The organism is Streptosporangium sp. NPDC006007 (assembly GCF_040614315.1).
Lineage (GTDB): Bacteria > Actinomycetota > Actinomycetes > Streptosporangiales > Streptosporangiaceae > Streptosporangium.
Window position 1 is genome coordinate 216690 of the sequence record NZ_JBEXUG010000005.1, and the last position, 18230, is coordinate 234919.

Consider the following 18230-nt stretch of genomic DNA (forward strand, 5'->3'; position numbering starts at 1 on the left):
GGGCGGGAGGCCCTCCCGGCCGAGGGCCTCCCGCCCCGGGGAGATGATGGTCTCGACCGGCTGATCGATCACGGCGGCGGGGGGGTGAGGCTCCCGGGCGCGCGGAAGGAGGGGCGATGTCGGAGCGGGCACTGGACGAGCCGGCCCGGCGGTTCCGGGAGTTCCTCGACCGCGGGTCGGTGATCACCGATCCGGTACGGCTGCGCACCTACGAATGCGACGGCCTGACCCACCACCGCGCCACCCCGGGGGTCGTCGTGCTGCCGGAGACCACCGAGCAGGTCGCGGCCGTGGTGAGGATCTGCGACGAGTACGGCGTGCCGTTCGTGGCCAGGGGCGCGGGGACGGGGCTGTCGGGCGGGGCGCTGCCCAGGACGGACGGGGTACTGATCGTCACCTCGAAGATGCGGCGGATCCTCTCGATCGACCTGGCGAACCGGCGAGCCGTGGTGGAGCCCGGCGTCACCAACCTGGCGATCACCGAGGCCGTCGCCGACCGGGGTTACTACTACGCGCCGGACCCCTCCAGCCAGCAGGTCTGCTCCATCGGCGGCAACGTTGCGGAGAACTCCGGCGGCGCGCACTGCCTGAAACACGGTTTCACGGTCAACCACGTGACGGCCCTGGAGATCGTCACCCCGGACGGCGACATCGTCGAGCTGTCGGACACCGATCCGGGTTACGACCTGCTGGGCGTCTTCGTCGGCTCGGAGGGCACACTCGGCATCGCCACCAAGGTCACCGTACGGCTGACGCGCGCCCCCGAGGCCGTGACGACGCTGCTCGCGGCGTTCGACGGCGTCGAGCGGGGCGGCCAGGCGGTGTCCGCCGTCATCGGGGGCGGCATCCTGCCCGCGGCGATCGAGATGATGGACGCCCTGGCGGTCGAGGCGGCCGAGGCCGCGGTGGCCTGCGCCTACCCCGAGGGGGCCGGGGCGGTGCTCATCGTGGAGCTGGACGGTCCGGCCGGGGAGGTGGCCCACCAGTTCGACGAGGTGACGCGGATCTGCCGGGAGAGCGGGGCGTTCGAGCTGCGGACCGCCGCCGGCCCGGTGGAGCGGGCGGCCATCTGGAAGGGCCGCAAGTCGGCCTTCGCCGCGGTGGGCCGGATCAGCTCCGCCTACATCGTGCAGGACGGGGTGGTTCCCAGGACCGCGCTGCCCGAGGTGCTGGCGGGCATCGACCGGCTGTCGCGGAAGTACGGCATCCGGGTGGCCAACGTCTTCCACGCCGGAGACGGCAACCTGCACCCGCTGGTGCTGTTCGACGACGCGGAGCCCGGCGCGGGTGAGCGGGCCGAGCTCGTCTCGGGCAGGATCCTCGATCTCTGCGTCGAGCACGGCGGCTCCATCACCGGCGAACACGGTGTTGGTGTAGACAAGTCCCGATATATGACGAAGATGTTCTCCGACGACGATCTGGACACCATGCAACTGGTCCGCTGCGCCTTCGACCCCCGCGGCCTGTCGAACCCGGGCAAGGTCTTCCCCACCCCGCGCCTGTGCGGCGAGGCCCCGGGAGTCCGCAGAGGCGTGCATCCGCTGGTCGAGTCGGGGCGGGCGGAGCAGTTCTGATGGACGCCTTGCGCGACACGGGCGTGACGGTCAGAAAGGCCGTATCCGACGACGCCGTGGCCGGGGTGTCACCCCGCTGGGTGGCGCTGCCCGAAACCACCGGGGAGGTCGCCGCGCTGCTACGGGTCTCGGCCGAGCACGACCTCGCCGTGGTGCCGGTGGGAGACGGGACGAAGCTGGACTGGGGCAACCCGCCGGAACGCTGCGACCTGCTGATCGACACCCGCTACCTCACCCTCGACGGCGGATCCTCCGTCGAGCACGCCCCCGGCGACCTGGTGGCCCGGGTCAGCGCGGGGCTGCCCGTCGGCTCGCTCTCCTCGCTGCCCGGCTTCTCCGGCTTCCGGCAGGAGCTGGCGCTGGACAACCCGCTCCCGGCGGGCACCGTGGGCGGCACGCTCGCCACCGCGATCGCCGGCCCCCGCCGGTTTCGCTACGGCACCGCCCGCGACCTGCTGATCGGCGTCACGGTCGTACTGGCCGACGGCACGATCGCCAGGTCCGGCGGCCGAGTGGTCAAGAACGTCGCCGGCTACGACCTGGGCAAGCTGTTCTGCGGCTCCTACGGCACGCTCGGCGTCATCACCGAGGCGATCTTCCGCCTCCATCCGGTCCCGGCCGACCGCCGCTGGATCACCGCGGAACTCCCCGCGCCCGGCGTCCCCGCCGGGCTCGCGGCGTCCCAGGCCGAGCCGAGCGCGATCGAGGTGGACTGGCCGGACCTCCGGGGCGGGCTCACCGTGGCGGTCCTCATCGAGGGGACGGCCGCCGAGGAGCGGGCGCGTGCCGTGGGATCCCTGATCGACGGCCCCGTGCGGATCTCCGACCGGCCGCCGGGCTGGTGGAACACGCTGCCGGGCGAGGACGTGCTGCTGGAGCTGCGGGTCCCGCCCGCCGCCGTGGACGGCGCGCTGCGGGCGATCGCGGCCCGCGGGCTGCCCGCGCGGGTACGGGGATCGTCGGCGTCGGGAGTCCTTCGGACGGCGCTGCCCCCGGACACCGACGGGCCGGAGTTCGCCGGGTTCGTCACGTCGGTCCGCGACGAACTTCGCCGCCTCGGCGGCGGGCTGACCGTGCTCACCGCGCCGCCCGGACCGGCGAGCCTGGTGGACCGCTGGGGGCCGGTGGGCGCGCTGCCGCTGATGCGGCGGGTCAAGGAACGGTTCGATCCCGACCGGAGAATGTCTCCCGGCCGGTTCGTGGGAGGGATCTGATGTGGACCCCGAGCTGATCAAAGACTGTGTGCACTGCGGGTTCTGCCTGCCCACGTGCCCCACCTACGTCCTGTGGGGCGAGGAGATGGACTCTCCCCGAGGCCGGATCCACCTGATGAAACAGCACGTCGAGGGCACGCCGCTGACGCCGGAGATGGCCGGGCACTTCGACGCCTGCCTGGGGTGCATGGCCTGTGTGACGGCCTGCCCGTCGGGTGTGCGGTACGACCGGCTGATCGAGCGGACGCGGGCCGAGGTGGAGCGGACACACGTCAGGCAGCCGGACGACCGGGCGCTGCGCGCCCTGATCTTCCAGCTCTTCCCCTACCCGCGGCGGCTGCGGGCGATGCGACTGCCACTGCGGCTCAGCGCGGGGCTGCGCCGCCGGATCACGCCCAGGCTGGAGCGGATCAATCCGTCCCTGGCGGCCATGGCCGATCTCGCTCCCCCGGCCCAGGCGGGGGTACGGCTGCCGCGCAGGGTCACGGCGCGGGGCAGGCGCAGAGCCACGGTCGGGATGCTCACCGGGTGCGTACAGGGCGAGTTCTTCCCGCAGGTCAACGCGGCCACGGCCCGGGTGCTGGCGATGGAGGGCTGCGACGTGGTGATCCCCGCGTCGCAGGGCTGCTGCGGGGCGCTGTCACTGCACTCCGGGCGCCCGCGGGAGGCCGCCCGGTTCGCCAGGCGGACCGTCGTCGCCTTCGAGCGGGCGGGCGTGGCGACGGTCGTGGTCAACGCCGCCGGCTGCGGGTCGACCATGAAGGAGTACGCCGAGATCCTCGAAGGCGAGTGGGCCGAGCGGGCACGGGCCATCCGGACCGTCGACCTGGCCGAGTATCTCGCCGAGCTCGGGCCGGCGGCCGAACGGCATCCGCTGCCGCTCACGGTGGCCTACCACGACGCCTGTCACCTGGCCCACGCGCAGGGCATCCGGTCCGAGCCCCGCCGGCTGCTGGCCGCCGTTCCCGGCCTGGAGCTCAGGGAGATCTCCGAATCGGCCATCTGCTGCGGGTCCGCGGGGATCTACAACCTCCTCCAGCCGGAGGCCGCCCGCGACCTCGGCGACCGCAAGGCGGAACGGGTGCTGGCCACCGGCGCCGACCTGCTGGTCTCGGCCAATCCCGGCTGCACCATGCAGATCACCTCGGCCCTGCGCCGCCGGGGCGCCGAGCCGATCCCCGTCGCGCACACCGCCCAGGTCCTGGACGCCTCGCTGCGCGGTCTGGCGAAGGTCCGATGAGCCCGGAGCACAGGGGTGGAGCGGACCCGGGGGGCCCGGGCCGGACCGGCGGAGCCGGCACCGGGGCATCCGAACGTGCGGGCGGAACGGGCGGAACGGGCGGAACGGGCGCCGGCGGCACGGTGCAGTCGGTGGACCGGGCGCTGGACGTGCTGGAGGCGCTGGCCGAGCGGGGCGGGGAGGCCGGGCTCTCGGAGATCGCGGCCGGGACGGGCCTGCCGTACGGGACGATCCACCGGCTGCTGCGCACCCTGCTCGGCCGCGGTTACGTGCGCCAGGAGTCCGACCGCCGTTACGCGCTGGGCGGCGCGCTGGTACGGCTGGGCGGGGTGGCCGAACGCATGGTCGGTACCCGGGCGCAGCCGTACCTGTCGAGAATGGTCGAACTGTCCGGTGAGACGGCCAATCTGGCGGTGCTGGAGGGAGACTTCGTGGTCTACGTCGCGCAGGTGCAGTCACCCCGGCGGCTGAGGATGTTCGCCGAGGTCGGCCGCCGGGTGCTGCCGCACAGCACCGCGGTGGGAAAGATCCTCATGGCCTGCCGGACCGACGGTGAGGTGGCGTCGCTGGTCGGGCGCACCGGCATGCCCCGCCGTACCACCGGCACGATCACCGACCTGCCCGGCATGCTCGCCGAGCTGGAGCGGGTGCGGAGGCAGGGATACGCCGTGGACCTGGGCGAGGAGGAGTCGGGCGTGCACTGCCTGGCCGTGGGGGTGCGCGACGGCGGCCGGATGATCGCCGCGATGTCGGTGTCGGGCCCCGCCGAGCGGATCGGCGCGCTCGACCGGGAGGAACTCGCCAGGGGCATGCGGAAGATCGCGGACGACTTCGCCTCCGAACTCGGGCTATGAGCCGGCGCACCCCTCTCAGCGCGGAGGAGAAGGCCCGGAGCGAGATGAACTTCGCCCCCTATGTCGCCCAGAGGCTCGTCGCCGACGGACGGTTCAGGGTGAGCGCCGACACCCCGGAGATGGTGGAGCTGTTCCAGGCGGTCGCCCGCCGGGTGGGCGAGATGCTCCAGCGGCCCGTGGTCAGCTACGCCAACGGCAGGTACATCGTGATCACCTTCGGCCAGGAGGAGGCCCCGGCCTCACTCGGCCTTGGGGAACATCGGCACAGCCGTTAGCGCCAGGCAGTTGATCTTGGCCGCCCGGCCCGGCGATCACCGCGCCGGGCGCACGCCCGTGAAGACCGTGGTGGCGGAGAGGAGGAAGGCGTCGGGCCGCCGCAGGACGCCCTCCGGCGCCCCGGGATCGAGCAGCACGTCGAGTGTCCCGCGGTCCTCCACGTCCAGGGACTCGCTCACCGTCTCGCGCAGCCGGGTCAGATGGCCGTGCAGGAAGGCGCGGGTCGTCTCGCCCAGGGGTGCCGGCAGGTCGAGGAGGGAGGCGAAGCCGCCGACGCCGGTGAGCCCGGCGCGGCCGAGCATCGCGGGCCAGTCCTCGACCACGGTGGTGCTGCCGGGCAGCTCGGCTCGCATGATCTCGAACCAGCGCTCCTGGGCGGCGTCGAGCCGGGCCTGGAGACCCGGCCGGCCGACGCCGATGTCGCGTGGGAGGAAGCGCATCGGCAGACCGCCCTCCGCTATGGCGAGCAGCCCGCCGGGCCTCAGCACACCGGCGAGCGCGTTCAGCGCGCCCTGCTGATCGCCGAGGTGGTGCACGGCCCGGCTGCTCCAGACCAGGTCCGCCTCACCGAGGCCGTCCTCCCCGTGCTCGTCACCGCTGTCCAGGCCCTCGGGCAGCTCCGCGTGCCGGACGGCCACCCTGCCGCCGAGGCCGAGCCGCTCGGCGCGGGCCAGGGCGCGGTCCAGCAGTCCGGGAGCGCCGTCCACGGCGACCACCTCGGCGTCCGCGAAGACCTCGGCGAGCACGCAGGTCATCACGCCCGGCCCGCTGCCGATGTCGAGGACGCGCCGGACCTTCGTCTCCGGGCCGAGCAGCTCCCTCAGACGGGCCGCAGTCCAGCGGAGGGCCGGGAGTTGCAGTTCGCCGTTGTTCTCCAGCTGGTCGGCCATGACCTCCCAGTCGATGTCGGTGTGGTGGTGTCCATGTCCATGTCCATGTCCGGAATCACTGTGTGGGCTCATGCCGAGGAGCGTGCACCTGCCGGGCGATAACGGCAACTCCTGTTGCCGATTCCGGGACGGCGGGATGGAATGTCCGCATGGACAGCCCACCGCCCTACCAAGCGGTCCTCGACGGGGTCGCCCCCCGCCTCAAACGGCTGCGCGCCAAGCGCGGCCTCACCCTGGCCGCGCTCTCCGAGGCGACCGGCATCTCCAAGAGCACCCTTTCCCGGCTGGAGTCCGGACAGCGCCGCCCCAGCCTGGAACTGCTGCTGCCGCTCGCCGGCGCGTACCACGTGCCCCTGGACGACCTGGTCGGCGCCCCCGAAGTGGGGGATCCCCGGATACGGCTGACACCCCGCGCCATGCCGAGCGGCGGTACGTTCGTCCCCCTGACCCGGAGCCCGGGCCCCCTCCAGGCGTACAAAATGATCATCCCTGACCGGGGTGCCGAGCCGGATCTCCGTACGCACGAGGGCTACGAGTGGCTGTATGTGCTGGAGGGCCGGCTGCGGCTCGTCCTCGCCGAGCACGATCTGGTCCTCGTCCCCGGCGAGGCCGCCGAGTTCGACACCCGGCTGCCCCACTGGTTCAGCAGCGCGGACGGGCGGCCCGTCGAGATCCTCAGCCTCTTCGGGAGACAGGGGGAGCGCATGCACGTCCGCGCGAGGCCCCGCGCGTGACGGGTCGCGACGCGACCCGCTCGCCGGCCCTCGCGGGAAAGCACGGAGAAACAGCGAACGGACGCTCAGCAGGAGTCGAGCACGGTCTGCATGGCGTCCTTCTCGGCGGACGTCACCCAGAGGTCGTACTTGACCTTCACCTGGATCTGACGGGAGACGTAGGAGCACCGGTAGGCCCGGCGCGGCGGCAGCCAGGTCGCCGCGTCGCCGGCGCCCTTCTGGCTGTTCAGCGGACCGTCCACGGCCAGCAGGTTCAGCGGATCGTTGGCGAGTTCCTTGCGCCTGTCCTCCGGGAGCCGCTGGGCGCCCTTCTGCCAGGCGTCGGCGAGGGCCACCACGTGGTCGATCTGCACCGCGGAACTGGTCTTCTGACCGCGCTCGAACGTGATGGTCTTGCCGCTGTAGGGGTCGTCCAGGATGCCGGTCAGCACGATGCAGTCGTGCGTGCCCGACTTGAAGGTCTCGGCCTTCAAGTCGCGCTTGAGGATGTCGTTGCGGGTGTCACAGCCGTTGTGGTCCACATCCGACCACGCGGGGCCGAAGCGCGTCCGGTCGAACCCGGTCATCGGAGCACGCCCCTTGACCGGGAGTTTCCCCAGCTCCGTGAGCGCCTCCGCCGAGGACCGCCCCTTCTCGGCGGGTGGGGTGCCGCTTCTCTGCCCCACAAGGCCGCAACCCACCAGTGTGAACACGATCGCCGTGGCGACCGTCCCTCGTCCCAGCGCCGACCGCACCATGCCACCCCTCACGTGTCCACCACCTATGAAGGGGCAAATTATTCTACATATCAACTCCAACGATAAAACCACGCCCGATCTCGCGCCGCCGCTGCCGGTGAGGACCTTGCGGCGCGGCGGCTCCGGCGGCTCGAATCGGAGTCCGAGGCGCCCGCGGGCGCGTTCGGCCACGGCCGTACGCGCACCGGGCCGCCCAGCCGGTTGCGGGCCGGTCCGGCCTCAGACCCGCCCGTAGGAGTCCTCAAGACGCTCGATGTCGTCCTCGTCGAAGTGACCGAAGGCGATCTCCAGGATCCGGGTGCCCTTCCCCGTGGAGCCGAGCCGGTGGGTCTGGCCCGCCCTGATGAGCACGCGGTCGCCGACCGAGGGCTCGATCAGCTCCCCGTCGATCTCGAACACGGCGCCCGGATCGAGAGCCACCCAGAGCTCGTCCCGGTGCTCGTGCCGTTGCAAGCTCAGCCGCTGTCCGGGCGCCACCTCGATGATCTTCACCGTGGACACCTCGTTGAGCGTGTACCGCTCAAAACCACCCCACGGACGCTCGTCGCGAACAATTGCGCCGAGCCGGTCGATCTCCTGCAAGATGCCTCCATTCGCTCCGCCTAGGTAACACGAACTCTCGCACGCGTGCGGGGCGGATGTGCGCGTTCCACAAGACCGAATCCTTGACTCGGGCAACACGACTACCTCAGGTTATGAGAATTCCGCCGTCCACCGGGATCACGGCCCCGGTCACGTAGGATCCGGCGTCGGAGGCGAGGAGGATCGCCACCGCGACGAGCTCGGCGGGGTCGCCGGGGCGCTTCATCAGCACCCGGTGCTCAAGCTGCCGGGCCAGGTACTCCGGGGCGTACCGCTCGGTCATCTCCGAGGCGAAGAAGCCCGGTTCGACGCAGTTGACCCGGATGCCGAGCCGGCCCGTCCACTGCTGAGCCAGATCGCGGGTGAGCCCGGCGACCCCGGCCTTGGAGGCGCTGTAGGCGGCCTGCGGCAGCCCGGCCGTGGTCTCCCCCAGGATGCTGCCGACATTGACGATGGAGGAGCCCGGCCTCATGACCCTGGCACAGGACTGCGCCATCCAGTAGGTGCCGTTCAGGTTGATGTCCACGACCCGCCGAAACTGCTCGGGGGTCTCCTTCAGGGCCGGCACCGCCGTACCGACACCGGCGTTGTTGATCAGGATGTCCACCGCGCCCAGTTCGGCGACCGCCGCGTCGGCCAGTGCCTGGCACTCCTCCGGCCTGGCCACGTCGGTCACCAGGGCCACGCACCGCCTGCCGGTCTCCTCGACCAGGGCGCGGGTCTCCGCGAGACGGTCCTCGCGGCGCGCGCCGATCACGATGTCCGCCCCCGCCTCGGCCAGACCTCGCGCGAAGGCGACGCCGAGCCCCGAGGAGGCACCGGTGACGATCGCGACCTTGCCGTCCAACCGGAATCGATCCAGCATCCGGATCCTCCTCGTACGCGCGAAGAATGTGGAACACGACTCTAGAGCGGACAGCACGACGCCCGCGGGGAGATCCCCCACGGGCGATGTGCCGTCACGGACTCTCCGAGAAGGACCGGGCACGCGCGGCGGCCGAGTGGTCACGGCGAGCCCGGCCCCCCACGGCCCGGTGATGTCCTGCGGCACCTCCCGGCGGGGGCGGTTCTACAGGCCGTACTCCTTGACGATGCGCTCGTGCCTCTCGACCTCGACGTCGACGGCCTTGGCCAGGTCGAGCCAGGCCAGCGGGTGCACCCAGCGCTCGGTGGCGTCGTCGAGCACCGCGTCGACCTCCACCGGGGTGACGTCCGGCGGGACGGCGATCCAGCCGAACACACCGGGCAGCTTCTCCCCCGAGGTCGGATGCGTCACGGTGTAGCTGTCGTCGCTGTAGACCCACATCGGCCAGCCGCGCTCGGCCATGACCTCGTTGAACTCGGTCCAGTCGGTCTCGCCGGGTGCCGCGCCGTCGAAGAACCAGCTGGTGTAGCCGCCGGGACGGAGCATGCTGACCGCGGCGAACGGCGGGATGAAGCCCTCCTGCTCCTCCGCGGTCTCCGGGAGCGGCTCAAGGAGCTGCGGTTCGAAGACGACCAGGTCACCGGCGTTGTACTCCATGCCGGGAGGCTGCGGAATGGCCAGGCGGGCCGTGGCCGGGCCGGTCCGCAGGCTGATGACCGCGCGCTGGCTGCCGTCGGGGGCGGGCAGGATGATGCGCACCAGGCCCATCTCCTCCTCGATCGGCCCCTCGGTGGACTGCAGCGGCATGCCGATCTTGGCGGTGCCCGCCCGGACGGTCTCCCAGTCCTCGGCGGCCGTCGCCATGGTGATCATCCGCCAGACGTCCTCCGGCTCGATCTCCTCGGAGTCGAGCACCTCACGCAGGATCATGGCGCCCTTGGCGTTGTCCCCGCCCTGCTGCACGGCCACGGACCACAGCCGGCTCGCCTCGACACCGGCCCCGGCGGCGACCGCCGCCTCCCCCTCGACCGCGGCCTGCTCCCAGCGCTCCCGCGCGCGGTACAGACGCCCCAGGGCCAGATGACGCTGGGCCCCGGAGAGCAGCTGCGCCATCTGCTCCAGACGCTCGTCCTGTCGGGCCTCGATCAGCAGGCCGACGAGGTAGGAGACGTCCTGCGGGTCGGCGGCCCCGATGTCGCCGGACTCGACCAGCGTGGTCCAGTAGATGTCCACCCCCCTGGCCGGATAGCCGAGGAAGCCCAGCGTCGTGGTATGCCGCCGGGTGGCCGGCAGATCCTGGCCGGAGAGCGGGGCCAGCCAGCCCACCCAGCGCTCGGGGTCGGCGTTGAAACCGTCGGCGGCGTCGAAGTAGGCGACCAGCTCGGCCTCGGGGCCGGGAGCCTCCGGCGCGACGACCCCGTCGGCGGCCGTACGCAGCGCGGCGATCCGCTCGGCGACGTCACCGGGGTTCCTCAGCTCACCCGCCGCCGACTCGGCGACGTCCGCCAGCAGCCGGGCCTGCCAGACCCCCTGCCGGATGACCGCCAGGTCACCGGCGATCAGCGCGAGCTCGGCCCGGGCGTGATAGCCGCCCATCATGGCGAAGTAGTCGATCCACTGCTTGAGCACCCGGCCGAGCTGCCAGGTGTTGGTGATGCGCGCGGACCCGGCGAGACCGCGGATGGCACGCGCCCACTCGACCCAGTCACGCGGATGATCGCCGACCACGTCGAGGTCGGGCAGCGCGTCGACGGACTCCTGCATCCGGTCCAGGGTGGCGAGCACGAGCGCGCGCAGCACGCCCTCACGGTGCGCCTTGGCGATCGGGTCGTCGGGCTTGAACCCGGCGGCGGCGTCGAGCGCGGTGAGCGCGTCCTCCGCGCGCCCGGCGGCCAGCAGCGCGCGGGCCGAGGCCGCGCCCAGTTCCCAGCTCGCCTCCCGGCCCGCGTCGCCCAGCCTCGCCACGGCGGACTCCGCGTAGGTGACCGCCTCGTCGGCGCGCCCGGCGTCCACCAGAGCCGCGACGTACTGCTCGGCGACGGCCGGGAAGGCCAGCGAGTCGGGCCCGATCTCGACGGCGCCGAGGACCTCCAGCCGCTCGGCCGCGTATCCGGGGCCGTCGGTGTTCGCCTGGACGAGGGCCAGCGCGGCGACGGCGCCGGGAGCGGCCGGGCAGTCACGGACATCCTCCCGCCGGGCGAACTCGACCAGGGTCTCCGCGTCGGCCACGGCGACCGCCCCCTGGGCACGATCACCCACGCGTCCGATCAGGTGCCAGTAGCGGGCGTAGAACTCCAGCCAGGGCAGCTCCAGACTCGCCGCCTGCTGCGCGATGGCCGGCGCCAGCACGTCGAGCTGCGAGTATCGGCCCTCCAGCGCCTGCGCGGGCACATCGCCGATCGCCATGGCAAGACCGGTGTTCCCGGCTTCGTGCAGTTGCCGCTGGGTGTCGCCGACCCAGGCCCAGATGTCCACGTCCATGAGACGTCAGTCTGCCAGGTCGGCGACCATGCCCCAAACGGCTCCGCCATCCGGCCGGCCGGTCCGCGGCGGGGGATTCGACCGTGCTCAGCGGAGTCGGCCGCGTCCGGCGCCGGAGCGTGACGGCGGCGGCCGTCTCAGAGGGTCAGCTCCCCTGAGGCGACGAGTACGGCGGGACCCGCGAGATGACTGGTGTGCTCCTCCAGGGTGACGGCGACCGTGCCGCCGGGGACCTGGACCGTCCAGGTGCCGACGCTCTCCCCCGCCAGCCGCGCCGCGGCCACGGCCGAGGCGACCGCGCCGGTGCCGCAGGACCGCGTCTCACCCGACCCCCGCTCGAAGACCCGCATCACCACGCGCCGCGGCCCCACCGGGTTGAGCAGCTCGATGTTCACCCCGGCCGGGAAGATCGCCGGATCGAACGCGGGCTGGTGACCCAGGTCGAGCTGGGTGACCGGGTCGCCGATGACACAGGCCAGATGGGGGTTGCCCATGTCGATGTGGAGGCCGTCGTACTCGTGACCTCCCACGGTCGTGGTGCTGTGGCCCAGCACCCGGGGCGCCCCCATGTCCACGGTCACGTCGCCGGTCTCGGCCAGCCGTACCCGCCTGACCCCGGCCCGGGTCGCCACGCCGAACTCGCCCGCCTCGGCCAGCCCCGCGTCGACCAGGTAACGGGCGAAGACCCGTATGCCGTTGCCGCACATCTCCGCGGCGCCGCCGTCGGCGTTGCGGTAGTCCATGAACCACTCGGCCTCGCCGGCCTGACCGGCCACCTCCGGGCTGAGCTTCGTCCGCATCACGCGCAGCACCCCGTCTGCGCCGATCCCGGCCCGCCGGTCGCACACCGCCGCGACCAGCGCCGCGGACAGCTCCAGCTCACCGTCGGGATCGGGAAGGATCACGAAGTCGTTCTCGGTACCGTGCCCCTTGACGAATCGCATGCCCCAACTCTATCCAGGCCGATCAGGGCGACGGCCCCGGGCTCCGTCCACGCCCTGTCCACTCCCTTTCCATGCCCTGTCCATTTCCTTGCCGGATTCTGTCCATGCCCTGTCCATCTTCCGCACCCGTCCCCATCCTGTCCCCCTGTCCATTCCGGCCGGGATGGCCACCCCGCACCTCCGCCGACGACGGCGGATCATCGGCGCGCCGCGGTGAGCGCCCGGGCGAGAAGGTCCGGCGCCTGCTGAGACAGCCAGATCACCCGGGGGTCGCGGCGGAACCACGACTCCTGGCGGCGGACGAACCTGCGCGTCGCGCGGATCGTCTCCTCCATGGCCTGCTCCTCGCTCCACTCGCCGTCGAGGAAACGGAGCACCTGGGCGTATCCGAGCGCGCGGCTGGCCGTACGGCCCTTGGCGAGCCCCTTCGCGGCGAGCCTCCCGACCTCCTCCACCAGCCCGGCCTCCCACATCCGCCGCACCCGCGCGGCGACCCGCTCGTCCAGGATCTCCCTCGGCACCTCCACCCCCAGCTGCACGCTGTCGTAGACCGCGTCGTAGGAGGGCATCGTGGCGGAGAACGGCCGCCCGGACAGCTCGATGACCTCCAGCGCCCGGACGATCCTGCGTCCGTTGCCGGGAAGAATCGCCTCGGCCGCCTTCGGATCCCGTTCACGGAGCCGCTCATACAGGGGGAGGGGGCCCGCACGCTCCAGTTCCGCCTCCAGGCGGGTGCGGATCTCCGGATCGGTGCCGGGAAACTCCAGGTCGTCCAGGGCGGCCCGCACGTAGAGGCCGGACCCGCCCACCAGGATCGGCACGACCCCCCTGCCCCGGAGGTCGTCGATCAGCGGGCGGACCAGCGACTGGTACTCGGCCACACTCGCGGCCTTGGTCACCTCCCAGATGTCGAGCAAATGATGCGGAACCCCACGCCGCTCGGCCGGGGAGAGTTTCGCCGTTCCGATGTCCATTCCTCGGTAAAGCTGCATGGAGTCGGTGTTGACGACCTCTCCCCCGAGTTCGAGGGCGATATCCACGGCGAGGTCGGACTTCCCGGCCGCGGTGGGTCCGATGACGGCGATGACTGGTAGCTGACGCACAGTGATAAGTGTGTCAACTCTCTGGGTATGTATGAGAGACGACGCTTTGTCGCGTCGGATCGGGGGATTCACCTATGTCGATCTTCGACAAGGTCAAGAGCCTGCTGGGCGAGCACAGCACCAAGGCCGAGGAGCTCGCCAAACAGGGCATCGACAAGACCGCGCAGGCCGCCAGGGAACGGACCGGCGGCAAATACGACGAGCACATCGACACCGCGTCGGCCAAGGCCCGGGAGATGGCCGACAGGATCGACGGTCAGACCGGCACGCCGCGGACCCCTGGCCAGAGCGACGCGTACGGGGCAGAGGGCGCGAGTGACACCTCCCCTGCCGCCGACCGGCCTGACCCCTACGGGGTGACGGACGACGACACGTCAACGGCCTCCGGCCAGACCGGCCCCTACCGGAAGCCGGACGACGGCGGCACGCCTCCCGCCTCCGGCTGACTCCGGTCAGGGCATCCGGGCCGGCATCGGGCCACCGGGCCGGCTCCGGCCGGAACGGCCGGACAGACCGTCGACACAGGCGCGGGACCAGCCGGCAGGGTCCCGCGCGGTTCCCGTGCGCCCAGATCTCCGGCCTCCCTCGGGCTCCCCCGCCGCGCTCCGGGCCTCACCGTCCTTTCGCCCGGCTGTCTCCCCTGTCGCCCTGCCTTCCGGTATCCGGACAGCCGTCCGGTTCACCCCCAGTCGAGCATCGGCTGCAGGTAGCCCTCCAGGGTCAGCAGCCACCGTTTGGACTCCACACCCTCTCCCCCGCTGAAGCCGCCGAGCCCGTTCCCGGCGACCACCCGATGACAGGGAACGATGATGGGGACGGGGTTGGCTCCCATGATCGATCCGATCGCCCTGGCGGGAACACCCGTCCCGCTCCGCGTGGCCAGCTCGCCGTAGGTCACGGCCCTGCCGTAGCCGACGGTCTCGTACAGCGTGCCGAGCACCCTGCGCTGCACGGGCGAGGTCAGCCGCCAGTCCACCTCCACGCCGAAGTCCCGCAGCCTGCCCGCGTAGTATTCGGCGAGCTCACCGAGGACGGGGGCCGTCCGGTCCGGATCGTCCACCTCGGGCAGGCCGAGCCCCTCCAGGGTGCGGGCCTTGAGCCCACGGCTTCTGGCGCTCCAGCCGACCGCCGCCACGCCGTCCTCCGTGACGGCGACGAGCATGTCCCCCAACGGTGTCGGAACACTCCCGAACGCCACGGTTCCTGCCATGCGGACTCTGCCTCTTCCTGAACTCGTCGTCCTCGGTACCTCAAGCGCGGTCCCCACCCGCGACGGTGGTCGCAACAGGCAGAACCCTTTATAAAGTAAGAACCCCTCATAGATCCATATTTCTTCCCGTCCTTGGGGTTGCCCGCCCAGATCTCGGCGAACATTCGGGGAGGCCGTCTCCTCCACCGGCCGTGGTGCGGCGGACGGGCCGGAGGGGGGGAACAGCCCCGACACGGCACTCCGGCCGCCGCCTCGCGGTACGGCCACCCGGTCGCCACCGAGGCGGGACGGGCTCACTCCGTCCAGCGGGCGACGAAGTAGCCGACGCCGTAGGGGGCGTCGTCGTAGAGGACCTCGCCGCTGAGCGCTCCCCCGGCACCGGCGAGGACCTGAAGGGCCGCGCGGCCCGCGACCCAGAGCTCGGCGGCCAGGCGGGGGTCGAGATCGGGAACCTCGGCCCGCGCGAGCGCCCCGACGATCGCGGCGTTGTACGGCGCGGCACGAGGGTCCAGGTATCCCGGGGACTTCTCGGTGAGACAGGCGGAGCCGTCGGCCATGACCAGCAGCGCGACCCGCTCGGCGTCGCCGGCCAGCCGTACGCCGAGGGCCGCGCACCTTTCCGCGGGGGCGTCGAACGGCACGGCGTGGAACCCCGACGCGGTCAGGCCCCCCCACTCCAGCAGCCGGCGGCCGACCGACAGGGAGAGGGGCAGGACGGGGTCACCGTCCCCTATCCGGACGTCGACTCCCCAGGGTGCCAGGCTTCCGGCGGCGTCGGCGCCGTAGGTTCCCGCCCGGTCGGCGCCGCCGACCACCACGATCGCGTCGGGCCCGCCCTCCCCCAGGGCGCGCACGGCGGCGGCACAGGCCGCCCGGAGCCCGTCGAGCTCCGGGGCCGCGGCACCGGCCAGCTCGGGGATCAGCAGCGGAGGATGCGGGCATACGGCCGCGGCGACAAGCACCTCGTCAGCGTAACCGAGCGCTCACTTCCGACAGCCGTCACCCCGCGACGGGAGGGCTCTCCGGAGGAGCCGGGGCGTCAGGGGCGGGGGGAGCAGCCGGGGGTCTCCTGGAGCGCCGGGGCCGCGGGGCGGCCGATCGAGGGCATGCCGAGCATGACCCCGGAGCCGGCCACCGGACCCGCCTGCCTGGCCTCCCAGGCGTCGCCCGCGCGGGTACGGCGCAGCTCGGACGCGGAGCCGTCGGCCACCAGGTGATGAGGGGCCGCGTAGGTGACCTGAACGCGGACCATGTCACCGGGGCGCGGAACCTCGGCGCCGGGGGTGAAGTGGACCAGGCGGTTGTCGGGGGCCCGGCCGGACAGGCGGTTGGTCGCCCCGTCCTTGCGGCCCTCCCCCTCGGCCACCAGCACCTCAAGCGTCCGGCCGACCTGTGTCCTGTTCTCCTCCCAGGAGATCTCGGTCTGCAGGGCGACGAGCCGTTCGTAGCGCTCCTGCACGACCTCCTTGGGAACCTGGCCGTCCATGGTGGCGGCGGGCGTGCCGGGCCGGATGGAGTACTGGAAGGTGAAGGCGTTGGCGAACCGCGACCGGCGCACCACCTCCAGCGTGCCCTGGAAGTCCTCCTCGGTCTCGCCGGGGAAGCCCACGATGATGTCGGTGGAGATGGCCGCGTCGGGCATGGCGGCGCGGACCCGCTCGATGATGCCGAGGTAGCGCTCGGCCCGGTAGGAGCGGCGCATGACCTTGAGGACCCGGTCGGAGCCGGACTGCAGGGGCATGTGGAGCTGGTGCATCACGTTGGGCGTCTCGGCCATGGCCTCGATGACGTCGTCGGTGAACGCGGCGGGGTGCGGGCTGGTGAAGCGGACCCGCTCCAGCCCCTCGATCCCGCCGCAGGCCCGCAGCAGCTTGCCGAAGGCGAGCCTGTCGCCGAACTCCACGCCGTAGGTGTTGACGTTCTGACCGAGAAGGGTGACCTCCAGCACGCCCTGGCCGACCAGGGTCCGCACCTCGTTGAGCACGTCCCCCGGGCGGCGGTCCCTCTCCTTGCCGCGCAGTGACGGCACGATGCAGAACGTGCAGGTGTTGTTGCACCCGACCGAGACCGACACCCACGCGGCGTAGGCGGACTCCCGCTTGGTCGGCAGCGTGCTCGGGAAGGTCTCCAGGAACTCCTTGATCTCGACCTGGGCCTCCTGCTGGACGCGCGCCCGCTCCAGCAGCACCGGCAGCGAGCCGATGTTGTGGGTGCCGAACACCACGTCCACCCAGGGCGCCCTGCGGACGATCTCCCCCTGGTCCTTCTGCGCCAGGCAGCCGCCCACGGCGATCTGCATGCCCGGGTTGCCGATCTTCGAGGGGCGCAGGTGCCCGAGGTTGCCGTAGAGCCGGTTGTCGGCGTTCTCCCGTACGGCACAGGTGTTGAACACGACCACGTCGGCCGTCTCCCCCTCGGGCGCCGGGACGTATCCGGCGTCTTCGAGAAGGCCCGACAGGCGCTCGGAGTCGTGCACGTTCATCTGGCACCCGTAGGTACGTACCTGGTACGTGCGGGCGCTCTCCACGGTGGCAGTCATCTCAAGACAAGGGTAGGCGCTCCGCCGACCCCCGGGTACGGCTCACGCGGCCGGGCACCCACCCCGGAAAGGACACCTCGACAGACCGGGAAGACCGGAAGCGGGGACAAGCTTTACCCGAGACGGGCAGGCTGTGATCGGATCGGTACCGCAGGGTTAGCCCGAGGTGCCCCTTACAGCTTTACGTTGTGTTTCATGACGGAGAACGGGGATGCGACTCCTCTGGTTGTCCTTGCGGACGTCAACAAGCATTTCGGCAGTCTGCACGTCCTGCGTGACATCAACTTGACGATCTCCCGAGGTGAGGTCGTCGTCGTGATCGGGCCCTCGGGCGGCGGCAAGTCGACCCTGTGCCGGACGATCAACCGGCTGGAGACCATCGACAACGGCACGATCACCTTCGACGGCCGGCCACTCGCCGCGGAGGGCAGGGCTCTGGCCCGGCTCAGATCCGAGGTCGGCATGGTCTTCCAGTCCTTCAACCTCTTCGCGCACAAGACGATCCTGGAGAACGTCACCCTTGGGCCGATCAAGGTCCGGGGTCTCGCCAGGCCCGAGGCCGAGCGACGGGGCATGGAGCTGCTGGAGAGGGTCGGGATCGGCGCCCAGGCGTCGAAGTATCCGGCGCAGCTCTCGGGAGGTCAGCAGCAGCGCGTGGCCATCGCCCGAGCCCTGGCCATGGACCCCAAGATGATCCTGTTCGACGAGCCGACCTCGGCGCTGGACCCGGAGATGGTCCAGGAGGTGCTCGACGTCATGATCGGCCTGGCCGCCGACGGCATGACGATGATGGTCGTCACCCACGAGATGGGGTTCGCCCGCCGCGCGGCGGACCGGGTGGTCTTCATGGCCGAGGGCCAGATCGTCGAGGAGAACACCCCCGAGCGGTTCTTCACCGGTGCCCGGACCGACCGGGCCAGAGACTTCCTCTCCAAGATCCTAACGCACTAGCGACTCACCCCTCTTGAGGAAAGACGAGGTAGCAGG

General features: G+C 71.7%; 18 protein-coding genes. 8 read left to right on the forward strand and 10 right to left on the reverse strand.

Annotation, left to right across the window (positions count from 1 at the left end):
• Nucleotides 1-116: 116 nt before the first annotated feature.
• The 5 genes from ABZ194_RS06655 (at nucleotide 117) to ABZ194_RS06675 (ending at nucleotide 5157) form a co-directional block, all read left to right on the forward strand.
• A complete protein-coding gene (locus ABZ194_RS06655) occupies nucleotides 117-1574 on the forward strand; it encodes an FAD-linked oxidase C-terminal domain-containing protein (RefSeq protein ID WP_355593070.1) in 1458 nt (485 codons plus the stop codon).
• Entirely contained in the window at nucleotides 1574-2788 is a 1215-nt protein-coding gene (locus ABZ194_RS06660; protein ID WP_355593072.1) for an FAD-binding oxidoreductase, read from the forward strand. The genes ABZ194_RS06655 and ABZ194_RS06660 overlap by 1 nt, the downstream gene beginning before the upstream one ends.
• 1 nt (nucleotide 2789) lies before the next feature.
• Nucleotides 2790-4028: a heterodisulfide reductase-related iron-sulfur binding cluster gene (locus ABZ194_RS06665; protein WP_355593074.1), complete on the forward strand. Its 1239-nt coding sequence runs from the start codon at nucleotides 2790-2792 to the stop codon at nucleotides 4026-4028.
• A gap of 131 nt (nucleotides 4029-4159) precedes the next feature.
• Entirely contained in the window at nucleotides 4160-4882 is a 723-nt protein-coding gene (locus ABZ194_RS06670; protein WP_355593076.1) for an IclR family transcriptional regulator, read from the forward strand.
• Nucleotides 4879-5157 (forward strand): hypothetical protein, encoded by a 279-nt coding sequence (locus ABZ194_RS06675; RefSeq protein WP_355593078.1) that lies wholly within the window; start codon nucleotides 4879-4881, stop codon nucleotides 5155-5157. The genes ABZ194_RS06670 and ABZ194_RS06675 overlap by 4 nt, the downstream gene beginning before the upstream one ends.
• 36 nt (nucleotides 5158-5193) lie before the next feature.
• Here the strand turns inward: ABZ194_RS06675 and ABZ194_RS06680 are convergent, their stop codons facing one another.
• Nucleotides 5194-6120 carry a class I SAM-dependent methyltransferase gene (locus tag ABZ194_RS06680; RefSeq protein ID WP_355593080.1) on the reverse strand — a complete coding sequence of 309 codons (927 nt, stop codon included), beginning with the start codon at nucleotides 6118-6120 and terminating at the stop codon, nucleotides 5194-5196.
• Between the two features lie 77 nt (nucleotides 6121-6197).
• Here ABZ194_RS06680 and ABZ194_RS06685 point away from each other — a divergent pair, with 77 nt between their 5' ends.
• A complete protein-coding gene (locus ABZ194_RS06685; protein WP_355593082.1) occupies nucleotides 6198-6782 on the forward strand; it encodes an XRE family transcriptional regulator in 585 nt (194 codons plus the stop codon).
• A gap of 65 nt (nucleotides 6783-6847) precedes the next feature.
• Here ABZ194_RS06685 and ABZ194_RS06690 read toward each other — a convergent pair whose 3' ends face one another.
• The 6 genes from ABZ194_RS06690 to miaA form a co-directional block, all read right to left on the reverse strand.
• Nucleotides 6848-7531 (reverse strand): HNH endonuclease family protein, encoded by a 684-nt coding sequence (locus ABZ194_RS06690; RefSeq protein ID WP_355593084.1) that lies wholly within the window; start codon nucleotides 7529-7531, stop codon nucleotides 6848-6850.
• A gap of 207 nt (nucleotides 7532-7738) precedes the next feature.
• On the reverse strand, nucleotides 7739-8101 hold the full coding sequence (locus tag ABZ194_RS06695) for a phosphomannose isomerase type II C-terminal cupin domain (RefSeq protein WP_355593086.1): 363 nt from the start codon (nucleotides 8099-8101) through the stop codon (nucleotides 7739-7741).
• 106 nt (nucleotides 8102-8207) lie between these two features.
• Nucleotides 8208-8966, reverse strand: a complete 759-nt coding sequence (locus ABZ194_RS06700; RefSeq protein ID WP_355593088.1) for an SDR family oxidoreductase — start codon at nucleotides 8964-8966, stop codon at nucleotides 8208-8210.
• Nucleotides 8967-9170: 204 nt separating this feature from the next.
• The gene (locus ABZ194_RS06705) at nucleotides 9171-11447 is read right to left on the reverse strand and encodes a tetratricopeptide repeat protein (protein WP_355593090.1); all 2277 of its coding nucleotides are present in this window, start codon (nucleotides 11445-11447) and stop codon (nucleotides 9171-9173) included.
• A gap of 137 nt (nucleotides 11448-11584) precedes the next feature.
• Complete coding sequence (gene dapF, locus ABZ194_RS06710; RefSeq protein WP_355593092.1) at nucleotides 11585-12391, reverse strand: diaminopimelate epimerase; 807 nt, start codon at nucleotides 12389-12391, stop codon at nucleotides 11585-11587.
• A 197-nt stretch (nucleotides 12392-12588) separates the two neighbouring features.
• A complete protein-coding gene (gene miaA, locus ABZ194_RS06715; protein ID WP_355593094.1) occupies nucleotides 12589-13494 on the reverse strand; it encodes a tRNA (adenosine(37)-N6)-dimethylallyltransferase MiaA in 906 nt (301 codons plus the stop codon).
• A gap of 74 nt (nucleotides 13495-13568) precedes the next feature.
• Here miaA and ABZ194_RS06720 point away from each other — a divergent pair, with 74 nt between their 5' ends.
• Entirely contained in the window at nucleotides 13569-13940 is a 372-nt protein-coding gene (locus ABZ194_RS06720) for an antitoxin (RefSeq protein ID WP_355593096.1), read from the forward strand.
• 233 nt (nucleotides 13941-14173) lie between these two features.
• Here the strand turns inward: ABZ194_RS06720 and ABZ194_RS06725 are convergent, their stop codons facing one another.
• From ABZ194_RS06725 to miaB, 3 genes are all read right to left on the reverse strand, one after another.
• On the reverse strand, nucleotides 14174-14704 hold the full coding sequence (locus tag ABZ194_RS06725) for a methylated-DNA--[protein]-cysteine S-methyltransferase (RefSeq protein ID WP_355593098.1): 531 nt from the start codon (nucleotides 14702-14704) through the stop codon (nucleotides 14174-14176).
• 293 nt (nucleotides 14705-14997) lie between these two features.
• Nucleotides 14998-15666, reverse strand: a complete 669-nt coding sequence (locus tag ABZ194_RS06730; protein ID WP_355593100.1) for a hypothetical protein — start codon at nucleotides 15664-15666, stop codon at nucleotides 14998-15000.
• A gap of 77 nt (nucleotides 15667-15743) precedes the next feature.
• Complete coding sequence (miaB, locus tag ABZ194_RS06735) at nucleotides 15744-17243, reverse strand: tRNA (N6-isopentenyl adenosine(37)-C2)-methylthiotransferase MiaB (protein ID WP_355593102.1); 1500 nt, start codon at nucleotides 17241-17243, stop codon at nucleotides 15744-15746.
• Between the two features lie 195 nt (nucleotides 17244-17438).
• On the opposite strand from miaB, the gene ABZ194_RS06740 reads away from it, so the two are divergent.
• Nucleotides 17439-18194, forward strand: a complete 756-nt coding sequence (locus tag ABZ194_RS06740) for an amino acid ABC transporter ATP-binding protein (protein WP_355593104.1) — start codon at nucleotides 17439-17441, stop codon at nucleotides 18192-18194.
• The last annotated feature ends 36 nt before the right edge of the window (nucleotides 18195-18230 follow it).